The sequence below is a fragment of the Pseudooceanicola aquaeponti genome (genome assembly GCF_050897975.1).
In the GTDB taxonomy this organism is placed as follows: domain Bacteria; phylum Pseudomonadota; class Alphaproteobacteria; order Rhodobacterales; family Rhodobacteraceae; genus Pseudooceanicola.
This window is the reverse complement of the sequence record NZ_JBPAXY010000001.1, coordinates 1-18,376: the sequence shown is the minus strand read 5'-3', so window position 1 is coordinate 18,376 and position 18,376 is coordinate 1. Positions and strand designations below refer to the sequence as shown.

Below are 18,376 nucleotides of genomic sequence, written 5' to 3'. Positions count from 1 at the left end.
GCTTTCGTGACTACGCCGCTCGCCACCTCGACCATCGCCCAGCAGGCCTTTCGGTTCATGGAGCTGTCGCCCCTGAGCTCCTATGCGGATGACAGCCCTCAGGCCCAGGCGGCTGCGGAGCAATATCCCGAGGCGCTCCGGATATGCCTCGAAGAGGAAGACTGGAGCTTTGCGCGGCGCCTGGTCGCCTTGCCGCCAGTGGGAACCTTGCCTGCTGGCATCGCGGCGGATCCGCTGCTGCCTACGGCCTATCGCCTGCCGGGCGACATCGTGCGCCTGCACTGGGTGTCCGATGGGGTGACCTGGCGTGTCGATGAGGATCTTCTACGCACCGATGCCACCGGCCAATTGCTGATCCGCTACACCCGGGTCATCGAGAATGAGAAGGCGCTGCCGGGTCTGTTCCGAACGGCGGTTGCCTATCACCTGGCCATCCTTCTGGCACCCCTCTACGTCGGCTCGCGAACCAAGCGGGAAACCCTTGCGCTTGAGGGGCGCGAAGCCCTGGAGCGGGCCTCAAGCCATGATGCGCGCACAGCCAGTCCGCGGCGCTGGAACGGTCAACCCTCGACGGGTGACTGGGCGACGGAGGCCACCCGATGAGCCGCGCCCGCCCGCCCCAGGTTGCCTTCTCGTCCGGGGAGATCTCGCCGTTGCTTCACGCGCGGACGGACTATCAGCGCTTTCAGACCGGCTTGCGGAGCTGTGTCGGCTATTTGCCGCTGCGACAGGGGGGCGTGACCCGGGCGCCCGGTACGATCTTCCGCGGCACGACCCGGAACAATGCCAAGGCGCGGCTTATTCCTTTCGAGTTCGCGGTCAACGACGCCCTGACACTGGAATTCACCGACGGCTACATGCGCGTCTGGCGCTACGGCGCCCTGATCGAGGTTGGCGGGGTGCCCTTCGAACTGGCGGTGCCCTACGACGAGGACGCGATCGCGCGGCTCAGCTGGGTACAGTCGGCCGACGTGATCTACCTGGCCGACGGGCAGATCCCGATCCAGAAGCTGTCACGCTTCGCCCTGGATGACTGGTCCATCGAGGCGGCGGTCTTCGTGAACGGCCCCTTCCTGGTGCAGAACCTGGACGAGGCCAAGACCATGCGCGCCAGCTGGACCTCGGGCAACATCACGATCACCGGCACAGGCGACATCTTTTCGCCTGACTGGATCGGGTCGCTGATCCAGCTCAAGCCCGATGGCTACGAGGACATCCCCCTGTGGACGAGCAATACCGATGTCGCCTTCGGAGATCTGATGCGCAACGCAGGCAACATCTACCGTGTCATCACGGGCAGCAACACGGGTGCGATCGCGCCGGTGCATGAAGAGGGCACCGAGCTTGTCGACAAGACGAAGGGGACACGGTGGGCCTATGTGAGCGACGGCACCGGTGTTGTGCGGGTGACCGGCTACAATGGCCCCAACTCGGTGGAAGCGCAGGTGCTGAAGGATCTCCCGCCGCCTGTTCAAACCCATGCGACCTATCGCTGGGCTGAGGGCGCCTGGTCGGATCGCCGGGGCTATCCGGCCGACCTGGAAATCGACGACCAGAGCCTGGTTGCTGGCTTCACGCCCGAGGAACCCCGGACATTGTGGTATTCCACGCTCGGCGACTTCGCCGACTTCGAGCCTTCGATCGAAGCCGACGGCAGCTTTGCCTACACGATTTCCGGATCGACCTCCCTGAACGCGGGCCAATGGCTCGCGCGCGCCGGGCGGGGCCTTTATATTGGCGCCCTGGGCGAGGTGTTCCGCGGTTTCTCGAACAACCAGGGCCAGCGTATCGGGCCGACCACCTTCGATACCGATGTCGAAGCCACCGACGGGGCCAATTCCGTTCGCCCGATCACCCCCTACACCTACCCGATCTTCATCACCAAGGAAGGCGGTCGGGTCCTGGAAATCCGCTACTCGCTGGAGGACGACGGCGGGCGCCCGCTTGAGCTGTCGCTGCCCTCCCAGCACCTCGGCCTCGGCGGCTTCATGGATCTGGTGTGGCAATCGGCCCCACAGCGGCTGGCCTGGCTTCTGCGTGGCAACGGTGAGCTGGCGGCGATGCTCTATGACCCGGACGAGGATGTGCTGGGCTGGGCTCGCTATCCGGTCGCTGGGGGCAGGGTAGAAACCATGGCCGTCACGACGGACGCCGATACTGGGAATGACCTGCTGACCCTGGTGGTGGCGCGCGAAATCGACGGCCAGACCGTCCGGATGGTCGAGGAGCAGGCCGTGACCTGGGGCGTGATCGCCGGGGAAAGCCCCTTGCACGAAGCAGTCCATTTCTTCGCGTCCAGCGTCTTCGCGCCCGCAGAGCCGACCGATACCTTCCCGGTGCCGCACCTGGTTGGCGAAAGGGTCTATGTCTGGACGAGCGCGGGTGAATACGGGCCGCTCACGGTTCCGCCAGGCGGCGCGCTTACCATCGAGACCGCAGTCTCCCACGCTGTCATCGGTCTGTTGGATGAGACCCACGAGTTCACCACCCTGAACGTGACCGCCCCCGCACCGGATGGTGACAGCCGAGGCCGTAAGCGGCGTCTGCATTCGGACAACGGCGTGATGCTGCATCGAACTGCAGCGGGCAAGGTGCAGGCGATCGAGAGAGATTTTGCCCAGCCCGAGCGGATCGGGCCGGAATTGGACCTGGTGCCGCGCAGCGTGGCCGCAGACCTTACCCTGGCCGTGTCCGGGGTGGCGCCGCTGGATCTCGCCTCTGGCCATTGCGATGAGCTCTTCGTTCGGTTCCGCCCCTACGGCGGCGCGCCGATGACCGTTCTCGGATGGGTGCCCGACATTGAGGAGGCCGGTGCCTGATGTGTGTGCAAGCCCTCGTTCCCATTTTTGCCTCCCTGGGCGCTGGCGGTGCGGCCACCGCGGCAGGCAGCACCGCTGCCGCCAGTATCGCGGGGACGATGCAGACCATCGGGACGGTGCTGGCGATCGCCGGGCCGCTGGTTCAGGGTGCACAGACCGCTGCGGCGGCGCGAGCCAATGTCGAACTGATCGAGAACCAGAAGCAACAGCAGCGCGCGCTGGATGCCACGAGGGCGGATCGTGAGCGGCGGCGCTTCCAGTCCCAGATCGCGGTTCAGCGTGCGGAACTGGCGGCCCGTGGTGTCCAGCTGGACAGCGCCACGGCGGTGCTTCTGGGCCAGTCCGCCGCGGCGGAATTGTCCTTCAACGACCAGGCCATCCGATCGGGCGCTCAGGCGACCCAGAACGAGCTTACCGCCGAGCAGGTGAACTATCGGGCCAAGGCGAGTCAGGCGCTGTTGCGCGGGGGGTTGAGTGCCGCTGGCGCCTGGCTTGATCGGCCGGCGGATGAATGGGCGGAGTTGCTGTCATGACGCTGACCGTTCCTCAGGCGGGATCCGAGGCTGGCCGCGCGGCGCGCCTGCGCGTTGAAGGTCGCGAGGATGGCAATGCCATCGCGGCCTTCGGTCAGCAGGTGAAAGGTGTTTTCGAACAGGTTGAGCAGTTCGAGCTCAACAGCGAGTTCGAGCGGGCGCAGGTGGATGCAACCCGCGAACTGAACGATCTGCGCCTCGAGGTCGACCAAATCGGCGATCCCCGTGCCGCCGGCGAAGCCTGGGATCAGCGTAGCGCCGCGATCAAGCAGCGGTACCTCGAGGGAGATGAGGCTTCGCCGGGGCTGAACCAGCGCAACCAGGAACGCTTTGGCCTGGCTTTCGATCAGGCGGTCAATGCGCATAGCTTCAGCCTCGGCCGCCGCTTTCTGCAAGATCGCATCGCCGAGCGTGAGGCCATGGCCATTCAGGCGGGCCAGCAATTCGCGCGCGAAGCGGTCGCTAACCGCGGTGAGAGCGCCGAGGAAACCTTCGCCCGGGGGGATGCCTATTACGACGCGATGGTCGCAGATGGCGTGATTGCCGCCGATGAGGCTGAGCGCCGGAAGTTGGAGATGCGCCAGGGCAGCTCGAGCGCGCTGCTGACCGACATGCTGCGGCAGGATCCGCAAGAGCTGATGCAGCAGCTTGACGTCCCTGGCCGCTTTCCTGGGCTCGCACCGACCGATATCGCGATCTGGAAGACCAAGGCGCAGACCGCCATCGACCAGGAGCTGAAATTCGGGGCGTCGCAAGCCAACAAGGAAACCACCGACTTCCTGCGGGTGGTCAGGTCCGAAGCCATGAATGGCAAGGATGTTCACTGGGATGATCTGCTGTCGGATCCCAATATCGTAGGCCATGACGATTTCGCGCAGACCGAAGCCGTGGTCCTTCTGGCCCAGGAGCGGCCCGACCTGCTGTCGATGTCGCCCGCCCAGCTGAGCGCCGAGATCGAGCGAGAACGCCAATCCGCACCAGGGGATGAGCGTAGCGCCCGCCGCCTCGAGGCGCTGATCGAAATCCGCGACCAGAATGTGGCCGGGTACGAGCAAGACCCGATCCGTCAGGCTGATAGGGTCGATCTGCCGGTACCGGCATTCGCGGCTGAGCTCGACCCGGCGAACCCCAGGGCCTTCGAGCAAAGCATCCGAAGCCGTCTCTCTTTCGCCGAGCAGATGCGGGCGGAAGGCTACACGGACGGCGCTTTGCGCCTCTTCTCCGACAAGGAAGAAGCCGAACTGAAGGCATTGGCCGGGACCGACCAAGATCCAGAAGTCCGGGCAGCCCTGGCGCGGATCGCGGCCTCAGCCGTGGCGGAGGATGGATCGACACCGGTTCTGGACCTGCTGGGCGATCCGGTTCTGAGCCATGTTGGCGGCCTGCTGTCGGCGGGCGGGCGCGAAGATCTAGGGCGGGAGATCCTTCAAGGTCAGTCGGCGATCGACCTGGGCAACGCCCTGGTGCCGCCGGCCAGCGAACGGCTGGAAGAAGCCCAGGCGGCGATCGGGGACGTGCTGGTCGATCTGCCCGGCGAAGAGCTGTTGCAGCAGGAAATCAACCAGTCGATCGACGCGCTGTTTGCCGCTCGTATGAAGCGGGAGGATCCGACCGGCGAGATGAATGCGAAGGTCTATGCGCAGGCGGCGCATGAAGTCCTGGGCGGGACGGGCCAATATGGCAGAGCGGATGCGCGCGGTGGCATCCAGGATTTCAAGGGCGCCGCGACGATCATCCCCATGGGGTTGAGCGCAGAGAAGCTCGAGACCAATTTCACCATGCTTGGCACGGACGGAGAGGGCGCGAGCTACGCAGCGGCCTATCGGTCCTTCACCGAAGAGCGTTTTCAGGAACATCTTCGGCAGATCGCCGGGGATAGTCTGCCGGTGATCGCCGGGCGACCGATCACGCGCGATGAGCTGGTGGATGGCCAGGTGAGCATCAAAGCCATCGGCGATGATGTCTACATCTTGCAGGTCGACACCGATACCGGGCTGAAGACGATCCAGTCCGATGCAGGCGGTGACTATCAGTTCAGCCTGCGGCTGCTGAACCGGATCTTCGGACCGTGACCTGGTTCGGCCGCCCGAGCGCAGAGGCCGCGCCGAATGAGCCTTTGGTGGGCGGGCTGCCCAGCTGGACCGATCATGTCCAGCTCCAGTACCGGCTGGACCGGGTTTCCGTGGACAACTTCGGCAAGCAGAAGCACGCCTTCGAGCAGGATCTTCTGGATGAGATGCAAGAGGCGATCGGCCCGGACACTCCGCCGCGATCGCGCACCCGCAGCAGCCAGAAGCGGTTCAGCTTGGAACTTGGCCAGGCTGCGGATCGCGTGTCCGAGCTGCGCGCATTCGATCCCGACACATTCAGCCGGTTGCCGGGCAGTCGCGAGGAGTTCGACGCCGAGGTCGAGCGCCGCCGTCGCGCCGAGCTCACGGAAATCCTCGAGGACAAGGACAACGTCGCCTCGGGCTTCGAAGGATGGAGCGCGTCGCTTGTGGGCAGCCTGGGGGCGGGCATTCGCGACGAATACACGCTGCTTTCGCTTCCTCTGGGTGGAGCGCCCAGTGCTGGGGTGAAGCTAGGTTTCGGCGCCCTTGTCGCGCGCACGGCCCTTACGGAGGGCGTCGCCGGGGGACTGACCGAGTATATGAGCCTCCCGGATCAGCAGCAGGCAGCGCTGGATCTGGGGTTGCCGGAACCCGAGGCCGGAAAGCAGATCGCGAATGCTGCCCTATTCTCGGCCGGTCTTGGCGCACTTGGCGGCGGCATTGGCTATGGGTTGGCGCGACGCCAGGAGTACCGCCGCGTCCGCCGAGAGGCCGAGGCAGAGCAGCTGCGCAAGGACGAACGGGCGCTGGACCACATGACCGAGGTCGAGCGCGCTACCGCGGAGCTGGCGGATCGGCGCCTGGCCGCTCGACCCCAGGCGGAACAGGGGGGCGATGGCAGCCAGGCGCCGGGGCAGGGCGGGCCCCCGCTGTCGCCGCAGCCGCTGGAGATGTCGGACTTCGACTTCGCGCCCGGCGGCAACGCTTCTCCACGGGACAATCGGATCGGCTACGTTTTCGGGCGCCTGCTGGAGCGCGGCATGGATCCCCATATCGCCGCAGGTATGGTCGGCAATTTCATGGCCGAAAGCGGGGTCAGCCTCAATACCTCCGCCCTAGGGGACCGTGGCAACGCATTCGGGATTGCGCAATGGAACGGGCCGCGCAAGCGGGCCCTGGAAGCCTTCGCGCGGGCCCGTGGCAAGCCGGCATCGGATATCGACATCCAGATCGACTTCCTGTTCCACGAGCTCGAAACCAGCGAGGCCGCCGCCTGGGCACAGATCCAGCGCGCGGGCAGCGCGGCAGAAGCTGCTGAGCTGGTGTCCGAGACCTTCGAGCGTCCAGGCATCAAGGCGCTGTCAACGCGCCGGGGCTACGCGGTCGAGGTGATGAACCAGTACGAGGGCGGCAGTGTCCCGCGCTGGCGCGGCGCTTCTGCCCGGGTGGGCAGCGAGGGGGCCAGTACGACTGGGCCCGGCGACGGCACCTACCAGACATCGCGGCCCTATACCCGCACGGGCCAGGTCAGTGTGGGCGATGACATGCGCGTCGACGTGGAATACCAGGTCGTGGATCTGTCGACCCTGCGGCAGGCCTCGGGTGATCTTCAGCCGCGTGATCGCAGCCGGGCCACGAGCGACGCCTGGGTCGCGGAAACCGCGAGCCGACTGGATCCGGCGCGCCTCATGGACGGCCCGGAAGCGGATCGCGGCGCGCCCCTGGTCGGACCCGACGATGTGATCGAAAGCGGCAACGGCCGGGTGCGCGCGATCGAACGCGCCTATGACTTGGCCTATGACCGTGCCGAGGACTATCGGCGCCAGATCGAGTTGCGCACCGGTCGGCCGATCCCGGAAGGTGTCGAGCGCCCAGTTCTGATTGCACGGCGCACCAGCGAGCTTGACGCCGAGGCCCGGCGCCGGTTGGTGGTCGATGCCCAGGACAGCGGTGTCGCCCGGATGAACGCGACCGAGCGCGCAGAGATCGGTCAGCGGGCGCTAAGCCACGACGCCATGCAGACCTTTGATGCCAAGGCGGATCTGGGATCGGCGCGCAACCGCGATTTCGCCCGGGCTTTCATCGGGAATTTCCCGCGCTCGGAGCGCAACGCCTTCCTGTCGGCCGAGGGCAGGATCAGCAGCGATGGGATCCGGCAGCTGCGGGATGCGCTGTTTGCACGGGCCTATCCCGATCCGCATATCCTCGCCCGCTATGTCGAGGCAGAGCGCGGCGAGCTGCGCAGCCTGATGGATGCGCTGGCCGATGCAGCGCCCGAAATCGCGCGGCTGCGGGCGGCGATTGACGCGGGCGTTGTGGCGCCGGAGTTCGACATCACGCCCTTCCTCCTCGATGCCACGCGGCTGATCATGCTCGCCCGGGAGACGGCAGCAGAAGCTGGCCAAGGGGTGGCCGCCGTGCTGGAGGACATGCTGGGCGACGTCGATCTGTTCCTGGGCGACCGCGTCGCACCTTTGACCCGGGCGCTGGTGCGCAAGATGATGCCAGGCGGGCGTCAGGCCCGCTCGACCACCATCGCTGAGTTCCTGGAGCGCTACGCGCGAGAGGCCGCAACGGTGGGACGTGTCGGGGGCGATCTAGTGGATACGCCCAGTCCGCTAGATGTCCTGCGCCGGATCGACCCAGAGACCTTCGGGGAGCTCACCGAAATGGGCACGGCTGCGCCGCGTGAGGTCGCGTCGGATCGGGTCGATCTGCGCGCAATCCCCGAAGGAGCCTATGAGCAGGGCGCGGCCAGCCGCGACGCGGTGGCGGCCGACATGCAGGCCGTGCGCGATCTGCAAGAGCTTCAGACCGAGGGCCCGTTCGGTCCGATCATCGGCGGCTTCCGCGGAGATCCCGAAGGCGCGATCGAGCGATTGATGCGGGACAAGGCGGGGGAAATCCCCGATGCGGTGATCCACCCGGAGCTGGGGCCGATCGGCTTTGTCTACGGCACAGAGGGCTTTGGCCTGCGCCATATCGAGAGCAAACACGGTTCGGCGATGTTGGCCCGTGTCCCGAAAATCCTACGAGACGGCCGGGTCGTCGGGACGTCGACCGCAGGGGATCGGACCTATATCCAGCTCGCTGGCGACGGTGCGCCCGACACCTCCGTGATCCGGATGGACTTCGACGGCCAGGCGAAGACCTGGCTGGTAACGGCATTCCAGGATGAACAGGGGCAAATTGCCCGGCAGGTGCGGACTTCGAACGAGCCACCTGCAAGTGCGTCATCGCGAATTCCTGACGCAACCGGGCCCTCTGAAGATATGCCCGCCGGGCGTTTCGATCAAGGTCCTGGGGACCTCGAGGGCGAGCCGGATATGGGGGCGATGCTGCGCGAGCTGCGTCAGTCCGATCTCGACCTGTCCTACGAGGATGCGAACGGCACCCGAATATCCCTGCAACAAGTCCTGGACGATCTCGAAGCTGACGAAGCGCTCGAGACGGTTCTGGATGCCTGTCCGACCGGAAGGGGGCTCTGATGGCCAATATTCACGATTGCCTTCAGCGCGCGGTCGATGCGGGGGATCTCGACAAAATCCGAGCTGAACAGGCCGGAAGCAATTACGAACAGCTGCTGGCCCGGTATGAGACCACCATGCCCCGCCATGCAGCTGAAGCGGCCGCCGCTGCCGATCTGAAAGAGGCAACCAGGCAGGCGCGGCGGTCGCGCCATCACAAGGTGGTCAACCAGCTTCAGGCGCAACGACGCCTGCATGACCTGATCACCAAGGCGGAGGATCCGGCCCGGGCCCTGGTCAATCTGCTGGAGTGGAGCGAGGGCAGCGGCTTTGTCGGTGAGAGCATACAATCCCTGGCAGATGCGCTGATCCGCGACGTCAATGCGGAGCTGAATGATGTCCTTCGCGCGACGGGGCGCAACCTGATCGGTAACAGCCGTGACCCGGTGCGCCTGCGTCAGCTGATCCAGGAGCTGCACCTGGAGGACAGCGGGGATCCGGCGGCCAAGGCGCTGGCCGATTCCGTGCGCGGGGTACAGCAACGCCTGCGCCGCATGTTCAACGCCCATGGCGGCGACATCGGCGACCTGGCGGATTTCGGGGTGACCCATACCCATGATGTCACCGCCCTGCGGCGGGTGACGTTCGAGGCCTGGGCCGAGTTCATCACGCCGTTGCTGGACTGGACACGGATCCGAAACCACCAGACGGGGAAAGCCTTCGCCATCGACGGCCGCGCCCCGCGTCGCGCCGAGGCGCAAGTATTCCTTCGACAGGTCTACGACGGCATCGTGACCCGGGGCTGGAACGACCGGGATCCGTCCATGGCGGTTGGTGGTCAGGCGCTCTACAACACCAGGGCAGAGCATCGAGAACTGCATTTTCTCGGTGGTTCAGCCTGGATGGAGTACAACCAGCGCTTCGGCACCTCGGATGCTTTCAGCGCGATGATCGGCGGCCTGCACGGCATGGCGCGCGACATTGCCCAGATGCGGGTTCTGGGACCGAACCCTAAGATGGGGCTGGAGTTTGCCGCCCAGGTTGCCAGCCAGAAAGCTGCGTTGAAGAGCGATACCGCGCTCGAGATCAGGATCAACAAGGCGGCAGGCAAGGCGCAGACCATGCTGGCGCATTTCAGCGGGGCTGTGAACAACACCGAGCACGAAGTCGCCGCACGTTTCTTCAGCAATACCCGGAAATACCTGACTGCGATCCAACTGGGCAGCGCGCCGCTGTCGGCGGTGACGGATATCGTGACAATGCGCATGGGCGCCCGGGCCAGCGGGCTGAACCCGAATAATGTCATGGGCCGGTCGATCAAGCTGATGGCCTCTTCGGGAGAGCGGGAGTTGGCGGCGAAGCTCGGCTATGTGGCCGACACCCTGGCCGAGGCTGGCAGTAGCGCCGCCCGCTACACTGGCGATGTCATCGCGGGGGAGATCGCCGAGCGCGTGTCGGGTATCACGATGCGGGCCTCGGGCCTGGCCTTCTGGACCGACATGAACCGGAACGCCTTCAGGATGGAATTCTCCGCCTACCTGGCGCAGAACGCGGGCCGGACCTTCGATCAGATAGACGAGCCGTTGCGCAAGCTTTTCGAGGCGCGCGGTATCACCATGTCGGACTGGGATCTTCTGCGGTCGCCTGATGGGCTGTTTCGGGCCAGCAATGGTGCCACCTTCCTGTCTCCTCAGCATTGGCGCCACAACCAGACACGATTGTCGCCCGCGCTGGCGGAGGGGCTGTCCCTGCGTCTGAACATGCTGATCGAAGAACAGATGGAAGTGGCCATTCCCTCGGCCAGCCTTGAGGGACGTGCTTTCTGGCTGGGGAACAGCGCACCGGGCACCCTCGGGGGAGAGCTGCTGCGGTCCAGTGTCATGTACAAGAGCTTTGCTTTGTCCCTGATGCTCAGCCAGTACCGTCGGTTTCTGGCTCAGCCGACGCCTTGGAACCGGTTCACCTACGCCGCCAAGATGGGGCTCGGCCTGACCCTGATGGGCGGAATGGCGATCCAGCTGAAAGAGCTGGCCAAGGGCAACGATCCTCGCCCGATGGACCAGACCAAGTTCTGGGGCGCCGCCATCTTGCAGGGGGGTGGCCTGGGGATATTCGGTGATTTCTTCGCGGCGACCGAGAGCCGGATCGGTGGCGGCTTCGCCGAAACCCTGGCCGGGCCCGTGGTCTCGTTTGGCGGCGACGTGGCGGGGCTGATCGGCAATCCGATCTGGCGCGCCATGGAAGGCGACAGCTTTCTCCTCGGTCGCGATGTGGCGAACTTCGTCGGCTACAACACCCCGGTCCTGTCCAGTCTCTGGTATGCGCGCCTGGCCTATGCCCGAGGCGTGGCCGATCAACTGCGCATCTTCCTGGATCCGGAGGCGGAGCGTCTGATGCGGCAGCAGGAGCGCCGCCAGCAGCGCGACTACGGAACCGGCAGCTGGTGGCAACGCGGCCAGCTCCAGCCCGAACGGGGGCCTGATTTCAGCAACGTGCTCGGAGGTGAGCGATGACCACGGAACCGTTTCCCGAGGTGCCGAACTACGATGTGGACGGCACTGGCCCCTACAGCATCCCGCATGAATATACCGCCGGGGCGATCAAGCCGGTCATCGAGGTGGCTGACGGGGATCCGGTCGAACTGACCGAAGCGGATTTCAGCGTGGATCCGGTCAGCGGTGATGCGGGCAACCTCTTCCTGGATCCAACGATCGCCGCAGCCCTGGAGGGCGAACGTCTTTACATCTATCGAGAGACCGAGGTGCAGCAGGGCTGGGTGGGGCAGAACAGCGCCCGGGAAAAGGGCCTCGAGCGGCAGCTCGATCTCACCACCCAGGGTACACAGGACGCGCAAGACGCTGCCGGGCGTTCCTTGCGGGTGCGCCGCGGAAAGATTGCTCCGTTGGACCCGATCGACGCCCGAGTGCCGGTCTGGAACGACACGAAAGGGGGGTTCGACAACGGTCCATCTGTGGAAGAGATCAGTGCGGCCGAGGGCCATGCAGAAGAGGTGGCTCGTATCGCCGGGGCCTTCGGGGATGTCGAGCAGGCGGTGATCGCGGCAGGGGCGGCCCAGGACAAGGCCGCACAGTGGGCGGAAAACCCGGAGGACGATCCGGTCGAGCCGGAGGCGTTCTCGGCCAAGCACTGGTCGGCGAAGTCGGAAGCCATCCGCGACGAGACCGCGCAGCTGAAGGCGGACGTGGAGATCATCAAGGCCTACATCGGGTCGGCGGTCATCCCGATCGGCACGTTGGCCTACCACTACTTCGATGAGGTGCCGGACGGCTGGTTGCGCGTGCAGGGGCAGGCGGTCACGCCCGATATGCCCGCTCTGCGGCAGAAGCTGATAGACGATGGTGCGCCGCTCGACGGGAACGGAGATCCGCTGCTCCAGGATCCGCGTGGCCGTGTCGTCCGTATCTGGGATCCTGATGGCAACTTGGACCCCGAAATTGCACGGGAAATTCGCAGCTTCCAGGGCCATGCTCTGCAAGAGCATGGACACACCTATACCGGAAGCGCATCTCCAGACGGCTCAGGCTCCGGCGTCAAGTCATACCCAATGCTCGACAGCGACAATCTGAGCGCGGTCAGCCAGGTCTCCACCTCGACCGAAGTCGACCCCAATGGCGGCGCGGTCAACGTCAGCGATGACGAAACCCGCATGGCGAACGTCGCCTACCCCATGATTATTAAGGCGTTCCACGCTTACGCGAACCTTGCCGGAAAGATCGTGCCCCTGGGGACGGCAGCCGAGAAGGATGTGGAGGATTTCGCGACGCCAGAGCAAGGCGCTAAAGCCGACACCGCCACTCAAGAAGGCTACCCGTTCCACTCGGCCGCGACGGGGGTAGATCCGGCTGTCCGGTCTTTCGTCCTGGACGCCTATTTCGAGGGCGTGACCGGAATGAAGTTGGCCCTTTTCACCGCAGACCGGAATGGGCTTTACGGCTGGTACGTGCGGGTGGTCGCCTACACCGATGCGGACACCATCGACACGAGCGTCGGCGACGGTGGGGTTGTTGCGGTCTGGCAGGTCAACCCCGGGCCGCACACGGAGCCCGATCTGGTCGCCGGGCGGCGGATCGAGGTGCTGGAGCTGGTGCCTGCCCCCGGGTCTCCGCTGACCTTCGGGCGCCTCACCGTGGACTGGGAGGCCCTGGAAGACAGCGGAGGAAGTGCAGCACCGAACCCCACTCCGAAAAGCTGGGTGAAGGGTGGATTTGCCGAGACGTGTTTTTCCCGGGACACTCCCCGCCAGCGCTTCCTGCTGGACCGGCGCCGTCAGCTGCCTGAGGCGCCGGAAAATCCCTACCTCTGGCGCAAGGGCACTGTCTTCAGCGACGGCTTCGCCGACCACCTGATCCTCGACTGTCACATCTGGCGGCATGATCCGACGAAGCGCTACGGCCTGGAAGTCATCACCTTCGGCCCGGATGGCGGGCGCAGCTTTATCGGTATCGCCGAATATGACGCGGCAGGGGTCTTCGTGAAGCGGGTGTCGCTGTGGGACAACAGCTTCTACTCCTACCCTGAAGAGACGCGGGACGGCTTGATCGACACTGTGGTCACCTCGCCCCAAGGCGGCACCAGCATCCGGGCCGAGATCAAGGTCAACTGGGCGGCTCTTATTGAGCGAGGCGCGCGGGATGTGTCCGGCAACGTCATGACGGGCTACCCGACCGATTTCTCGACTGAGCGGTACTTGCACACCTACACCAGCGATCTCGCCTCGTGCGAATTTTCGCAGGAAATCCTGGACGAGCCCGGGCCTGGCACGACCCTCTCCTTTCAGATCGACGGCGTCGACTGCTCTGTGCGCCTGCCGAACGCCTATCGGCACCGTGGCGGGCACGACGCGGCGGCCGTGCCGGTCTGGTATCTGCACGGGAATGGGCAGAATGCCTCCTTCGTCCCGAGCGTGGCTGCGCGCAACTACCTGGACCAGCACAGCTGCTGCCTCCTGGTGACGGACGGGCAGGACGAAACGTCCGCGCCCTTCACCTCGGCGGCCTCTGGCTGGGGCAATGACATCTACCTGACGCGCTACATGAAGCTGCACGAATGGGTGCAGGGCAATCTGAATGTCCAGCGGTCCTCGATTCTCCTTTGTGGGTCGATGGGTGGCCTGGCCGCCGGGAAGCTGCTGGCCGCGCCGCCCGTGCCTTTCCGAGGTGCGGTGCTTTTCGGCCCGGTCCCGAGCCTCGCAACGATCTTCGCGCGTGGGGGTGAAAGTCGCCGAGCCCCGATCCGCAATGCCTACGGCATGGCGTCGGACGGCTCCGAAGACGATCAGCTGCTCGACTTCATCCGGGGTCACGACTGGTGGGAAATCGGGATCCCCCTGGACGATGCGGGCGCGGTGTCGCGCCTTGGGTCGGCAGGCTTCACGGGCAGCGTGTCCGGCGACACTCTGACGGTAAGCGCGATGCTTTTCGGTGAGATCAAGGTCGGGCAGATGCTGTCGGCGGACGGGGTCACCGCGGGCACGCGCATCAGCGCCCTGGGCACCGGCTCGGGCGGGGTGGGCACCTACACCGTGAGCCAGAGCCAGACCATCGCATCTTCCGCGATGGCGGCGCTTCAACCGATGGTGGCGAAGACCGGCTTCCGCTCCGTCGACTGCTATGTCGGATCGGCTGATACGACCTACACGACGGATTTCTTCGGTGCCGAGACCTACCCGGCTCTGGAAGCCGCTTTCGAAATGGCCGGGTCGCGCTTCACTTTGACGGTCGATCCGGCAGAGACGCACGCCAGCTCCGACCTATGGGATCTGGCGATCAGCGACGGCGTTTTTGACCGTCTGCTGGGGGAGGAAGGCTGATGACCGTAAAGCCAGAGTTTACTCGCACGATCAGCATCGGAAACTGGCTTCAGTTGCTCGTTTTGGTCGTCGGCGGTACTGGCGCTTTCGTGGCGACGCAGGCGAGCACCGAGAACAACGCGATTGAGATCGTGCGCCTTCGCGAAGACATGGCGGAAAAGGTGGCGGCGGCCCAGAGCGACCTGGCCGAAGCCGAGACCCGTATTGCCAGCCTGGAAGCGGAAACCCGGTCCATGGGGAACCAGTTGGCCCGCGCCGATGAGCGCTTTTCCTCGATCCTGGGCCTTCTGGCTCGGATCGACGCGCGTCTCGAGAGGATCGAGCGCACCCCTGATGGGAGGTAACCATGCCCTATGACCTGACCCCGCAGGCTATTGCCCGCAGTATCGTCGCCCGCGAAGGCGGGTTCGTGAACGACCCCGACGACCCGGGCGGCGCGACCAATTTTGGCGTGACGATCCATACGATGCGTCGCCTTGGCCTCGACCTGGACCGGGACGGTGATGTCGATGTGGCGGACGTGCGGGCGCTGACCCGCGACCAGGCCGCCGACATCTTCCTCGATCACTACCTCTTCGCGCCGCGCATCCATGAGCTGCCCGAGGCCCTGGTCGACACGGTCTTCGACATGAACGTCAACGCGGGCGCCAATGCGGTGAAGATCCTCCAGCGCCTTCTGCGCGAGTTCGGCCAGGATGTGGCCGTGGATGGCGCCCTGGGGCCTCAGAGCATCGGGGCGGCCCATGCGGTGGCGCAGAGCGCGGGTGGCTATCTGCGCGACGCTTACGGGATCGCCCGGCGCAATTACTACTTCGCCCTGGCCGATCGCCGGTCGCCCTCGCGCAAGTATTGCCGCACCCGGGGCGGCGGTAAGGGCGGCTGGATCCGCCGGGCCGAGGAGTTCATGGATCCGCGCTATCACATGAGCGCGGCAGAGTTTCGGGAAAGGACTGCCAAATGGGACTGATCACAACCCTGTTCACCGCGCTCTTCGGGGGAGAGCGCAACGTGATCCGTGAGACGGCCGAGGTGTTCCGCGTGAATGCGGAGTCGGCAGATGAGCGTGGGGCCAATGCCCAAGCGGCCGCCCTGGCACAGATGGCGGCCGAATACGGCCAGCCCCGCCGGAACTGGTTCGACGGCATGATCGACGGTCTGAACCGGTTGCCGCGCCCGGCCATGGCCTTCGGTGTCGTGGGGCTGCTGGTGGCGGCCATGGTCGATCCGATCTGGTTCGCGGAACGGATGACCGGCCTCGCCCTGGTGCCGGAGCCGCTGTGGTGGCTTCTTGGCGTCGTGGTCAGCTTCTACTTCGGCGCTCGTCAGCAGGTGAAGGGACAGGAGTTCCAGAAGAGCATCGCCGAGACCATGTCGCGGGTTCCGCAGGTGGTGGAGAACCTGGGTGCCTTGCGCAAGCTGCGGGCCGACAGCCCGGGGGTGGCGGATAGCGGGGCAGATGCAGAGCTGGGGCTGCGCCTGGTGAGCGCCGGCGTGGATGGAAACGCCGCGGTGGAGGAGTGGCGGCGAACGGCGGCATGATTGCTGCGGGCTCTTTCCTCGTCCAGATGTTTCTATTATGTTCTGGTCTCTGTGCTGCTTCGTGAGGGCAAATGCCACGGAAGATCTGGATCAAGTGCGCCTGTGGTCATGAGGGAACGAAGGTCGTTTCGATCCACGCCAATACGACTAGGGAGCATGTTTTTCCTCGGGCAATCTGCCAGGCGTGCGGGCAGGCCGCAGCGGTGGATATGCGCGTCTACTGGGATAGCAATGACAGCACCCACTCGGAAGGCCACAAGCTGCTCGGACTGACGGCTCGGCCGCGCTAGGCTTCTTGCAAGTATCTGATTTCATTGAAGGCGTTTCTCGCGTTCTGAAATGCTAACCCTTTGATTTTATTTGATTGGATGGCGATTTGTAATCAGTGGGTCCGCGGTTCGAGTCCGTGTGGGGGCACCACTTCCTTCGAGTCGCATTGATTTAACACGAGAAAATCCGGGATTTGTCCCACGGATTTTGGGCGTGGGACAGTTTGGCGAATTCGGGCGATGCTCGAGCCCGGGATCTTGGTCTGGATTTCGATAGCGCCGAAGGGGTGTCGGTGCTGCCCGGTGCGCGGCATTGCACCTTCCGAACGCTTGCTTTTGGGCGCTGAAGAGGCCTTCCACTGGCCGTAGCCAAGGGGGGGGCGACGGATGCGAGAGAGCGGCTTCTAGATGTCACTCGTGCCGCGCACTCCGAACGGCTGCTATGCGCAGGGAGCGGACATGCCAGGCGAGTTGTCTCCAGCCGCGCCTCTGAGCGCTTCCGGCCCAAAGCTGCCTTTGCACCAGGCGCAGCGAAGGTCCGGCCCCAAGTCTCGCAGCCTGAGAAAGATTTCCTCTGGCACTGCTTTGTTCTTCGGGCGGAAAAACACGCTCTGCGACGAAACTTAATTCATCCCGTCCCCAGCTGTTCAGACGAGATGGATAGACAAGTTCTGCGCCTACTTGCTAGGCTGCGCAAGCTTCATGGAATGGCTTGTGATGTTTTCATTCGACGATACGGACTACAAATCTATAAGAAAGACAGCAATATCCCTGAGCCTTTTGTCGATGGCGATATGGCGGTATGGCGGAGCACACATAAAACTGCCGGAATCAGTGTTTGAGGGAGCCTTGCCGATACCGACAGCTTCAATCGCGCTCGGGCTAGAAATTTCTCTCACATACCTTCTGGCCAGAATCGTTTTCGGATTTCTAATCGCATACTTTTCCAACGGCGGCTTGCTCAAAGATAGGACGCAAGAGGCGGAAATCGCAAAGTCTCTTCTCGATTTCCCTAACTCAATAGCTGAGAAGGTGGAGGAAACGGTCGAAGACTTTAGACGTAATAGTGCTAGCCTTTCAGTAGCGCTTGAGGGCGCGCACGAGGCAAGCAAAGACGCTATTGAGGATTGCCGGAAGCTTTCGAAGGAAGTTTTGGGAGATTTTTCAGATACGGAGCTAAAAGACAATGGCGACAGTGTCACAGTACGTTCAGGCGCTGATGTTCGAAGGAACTACGACGCAGACCTAGAGCTAGATAATCTCTATCGAAGCTTGGCAAATATTAAGGAGGCAGCATCTGAAAAGATCCGCGATATGAACGCGACTACAGAGAAATTCGTCGATGAGATCAACAATCTTAAGAAAGATCATGCGGCCAGCCTTCAAAAAGCAAGCGCGGCGCGTTCAAAGGTCCAGCGATACCCTTTCGCCATCAAACTAGAGATGTTTGACGGGCGGATTTTCTCACTTGGGTTTGTCTGCATTCTCTCTATTTTGGCAATTTTTGCTTGCAGCTCAATGGTGCGAGAGGCTGGAGGTTTTTGGTGCGTTGTAGAGAATATTCTACGTCTAGACATGGCCTTTCCTTCATAATAGATGGAAATTTCAATTAGGTCCGTCTATTTGTGCCGCCGTTACCTGCTCAAAGGTCGCAGCTGCCGCTTAATATTCTGCCTTTGCGTCGATTGACCCGTTACCTACGGCCTTTACTCGATACAGATTTGGGCGGGTGCGATGGTAAGACTAGCTAGGTCATGTTGACAAATGGCGGATCCAGAGACGGATCGACGTGATGTCAATGAAGCCGAGGAAGCTTTCCGCCGTCTTGTCGTAGCGGGTCGCGACACGCCTGGCGTTCTTGAGCTTGT

Annotated in this window: 11 protein-coding genes and 1 pseudogene; 11 read left to right on the top strand and 1 reads right to left on the bottom strand. The window is 64.0% G+C overall.

Translation table 11 applies throughout. From position 1 onward, the window contains the following. The first annotated feature begins 6 nt into the window (after positions 1–6). The 11 genes from ACRARE_RS00060 (at position 7) to ACRARE_RS00010 (ending at position 18,101) form a co-directional block, all read left to right on the top strand. A complete protein-coding gene (locus ACRARE_RS00060; RefSeq protein ID WP_432654364.1) occupies positions 7–603 on the top strand; it encodes a phage connector family protein in 597 nt (198 codons plus the stop codon). Continuing rightward, a complete protein-coding gene (locus ACRARE_RS00055; RefSeq protein ID WP_432654363.1) occupies positions 600–2,819 on the top strand; it encodes a phage tail protein in 2,220 nt (739 codons plus the stop codon). The genes ACRARE_RS00060 and ACRARE_RS00055 overlap by 4 nt, the downstream gene beginning before the upstream one ends. Continuing rightward, positions 2,819–3,352 carry a hypothetical protein gene (locus ACRARE_RS00050; protein WP_432654362.1) on the top strand — a complete coding sequence of 178 codons (534 nt, stop codon included), beginning with the start codon at positions 2,819–2,821 and terminating at the stop codon, positions 3,350–3,352. Before ACRARE_RS00055 ends, ACRARE_RS00050 begins: the two co-directional genes overlap by 1 nt. After that, positions 3,349–5,424 (top strand): hypothetical protein, encoded by a 2,076-nt coding sequence (locus ACRARE_RS00045; protein WP_432654361.1) that lies wholly within the window; start codon positions 3,349–3,351, stop codon positions 5,422–5,424. The genes ACRARE_RS00050 and ACRARE_RS00045 overlap by 4 nt, the downstream gene beginning before the upstream one ends. Continuing rightward, entirely contained in the window at positions 5,421–8,891 is a 3,471-nt protein-coding gene (locus ACRARE_RS00040; RefSeq protein WP_432654360.1) for a phage tail tip lysozyme, read from the top strand. The genes ACRARE_RS00045 and ACRARE_RS00040 overlap by 4 nt, the downstream gene beginning before the upstream one ends. Then, on the top strand, positions 8,891–11,383 hold the full coding sequence (locus ACRARE_RS00035) for a hypothetical protein (protein WP_432654359.1): 2,493 nt from the start codon (positions 8,891–8,893) through the stop codon (positions 11,381–11,383). Before ACRARE_RS00040 ends, ACRARE_RS00035 begins: the two co-directional genes overlap by 1 nt. Further along, entirely contained in the window at positions 11,380–14,700 is a 3,321-nt protein-coding gene (locus ACRARE_RS00030) for a hypothetical protein (RefSeq protein WP_432654358.1), read from the top strand. Before ACRARE_RS00035 ends, ACRARE_RS00030 begins: the two co-directional genes overlap by 4 nt. Beyond that, positions 14,700–15,044: a hypothetical protein gene (locus ACRARE_RS00025; RefSeq protein ID WP_432654357.1), complete on the top strand. Its 345-nt coding sequence runs from the start codon at positions 14,700–14,702 to the stop codon at positions 15,042–15,044. The genes ACRARE_RS00030 and ACRARE_RS00025 overlap by 1 nt, the downstream gene beginning before the upstream one ends. Before the next feature lie 2 nt (positions 15,045–15,046). Continuing rightward, the gene (locus ACRARE_RS00020) at positions 15,047–15,667 is read left to right on the top strand and encodes a holin-associated N-acetylmuramidase (RefSeq protein WP_432654356.1); all 621 of its coding nucleotides are present in this window, start codon (positions 15,047–15,049) and stop codon (positions 15,665–15,667) included. After that, positions 15,658–16,239: a holin family protein gene (locus ACRARE_RS00015; protein WP_432654355.1), complete on the top strand. Its 582-nt coding sequence runs from the start codon at positions 15,658–15,660 to the stop codon at positions 16,237–16,239. The genes ACRARE_RS00020 and ACRARE_RS00015 overlap by 10 nt, the downstream gene beginning before the upstream one ends. Positions 16,240–17,225: 986 nt before the next feature. Then, positions 17,226–18,101 (top strand): hypothetical protein, encoded by an 876-nt coding sequence (locus ACRARE_RS00010; protein ID WP_432654354.1) that lies wholly within the window; start codon positions 17,226–17,228, stop codon positions 18,099–18,101. Positions 18,102–18,260: 159 nt separating this feature from the next. Here the strand turns inward: ACRARE_RS00010 and ACRARE_RS00005 are convergent. Next, positions 18,261–18,376 (bottom strand): annotated as a pseudogene (locus tag ACRARE_RS00005) (IS5/IS1182 family transposase); the annotation flags it as partial.

Coding starts and splice junctions, on each gene's coding strand:
- ACRARE_RS00010 (WP_432654354.1), top strand. CDS start 17,226: ATGTTTTCATTCGACGATACGGACTACAAATCTATAAGAAAGACAGCA.
- ACRARE_RS00055 (WP_432654363.1), top strand. CDS start 600: ATGAGCCGCGCCCGCCCGCCCCAGGTTGCCTTCTCGTCCGGGGAGATC.
- ACRARE_RS00030 (WP_432654358.1), top strand. CDS start 11,380: ATGACCACGGAACCGTTTCCCGAGGTGCCGAACTACGATGTGGACGGC.
- ACRARE_RS00035 (WP_432654359.1), top strand. CDS start 8,891: ATGGCCAATATTCACGATTGCCTTCAGCGCGCGGTCGATGCGGGGGAT.
- ACRARE_RS00025 (WP_432654357.1), top strand. CDS start 14,700: ATGACCGTAAAGCCAGAGTTTACTCGCACGATCAGCATCGGAAACTGG.
- ACRARE_RS00020 (WP_432654356.1), top strand. CDS start 15,047: ATGCCCTATGACCTGACCCCGCAGGCTATTGCCCGCAGTATCGTCGCC.
- ACRARE_RS00050 (WP_432654362.1), top strand. CDS start 2,819: ATGTGTGTGCAAGCCCTCGTTCCCATTTTTGCCTCCCTGGGCGCTGGC.
- ACRARE_RS00045 (WP_432654361.1), top strand. CDS start 3,349: ATGACGCTGACCGTTCCTCAGGCGGGATCCGAGGCTGGCCGCGCGGCG.
- ACRARE_RS00015 (WP_432654355.1), top strand. CDS start 15,658: ATGGGACTGATCACAACCCTGTTCACCGCGCTCTTCGGGGGAGAGCGC.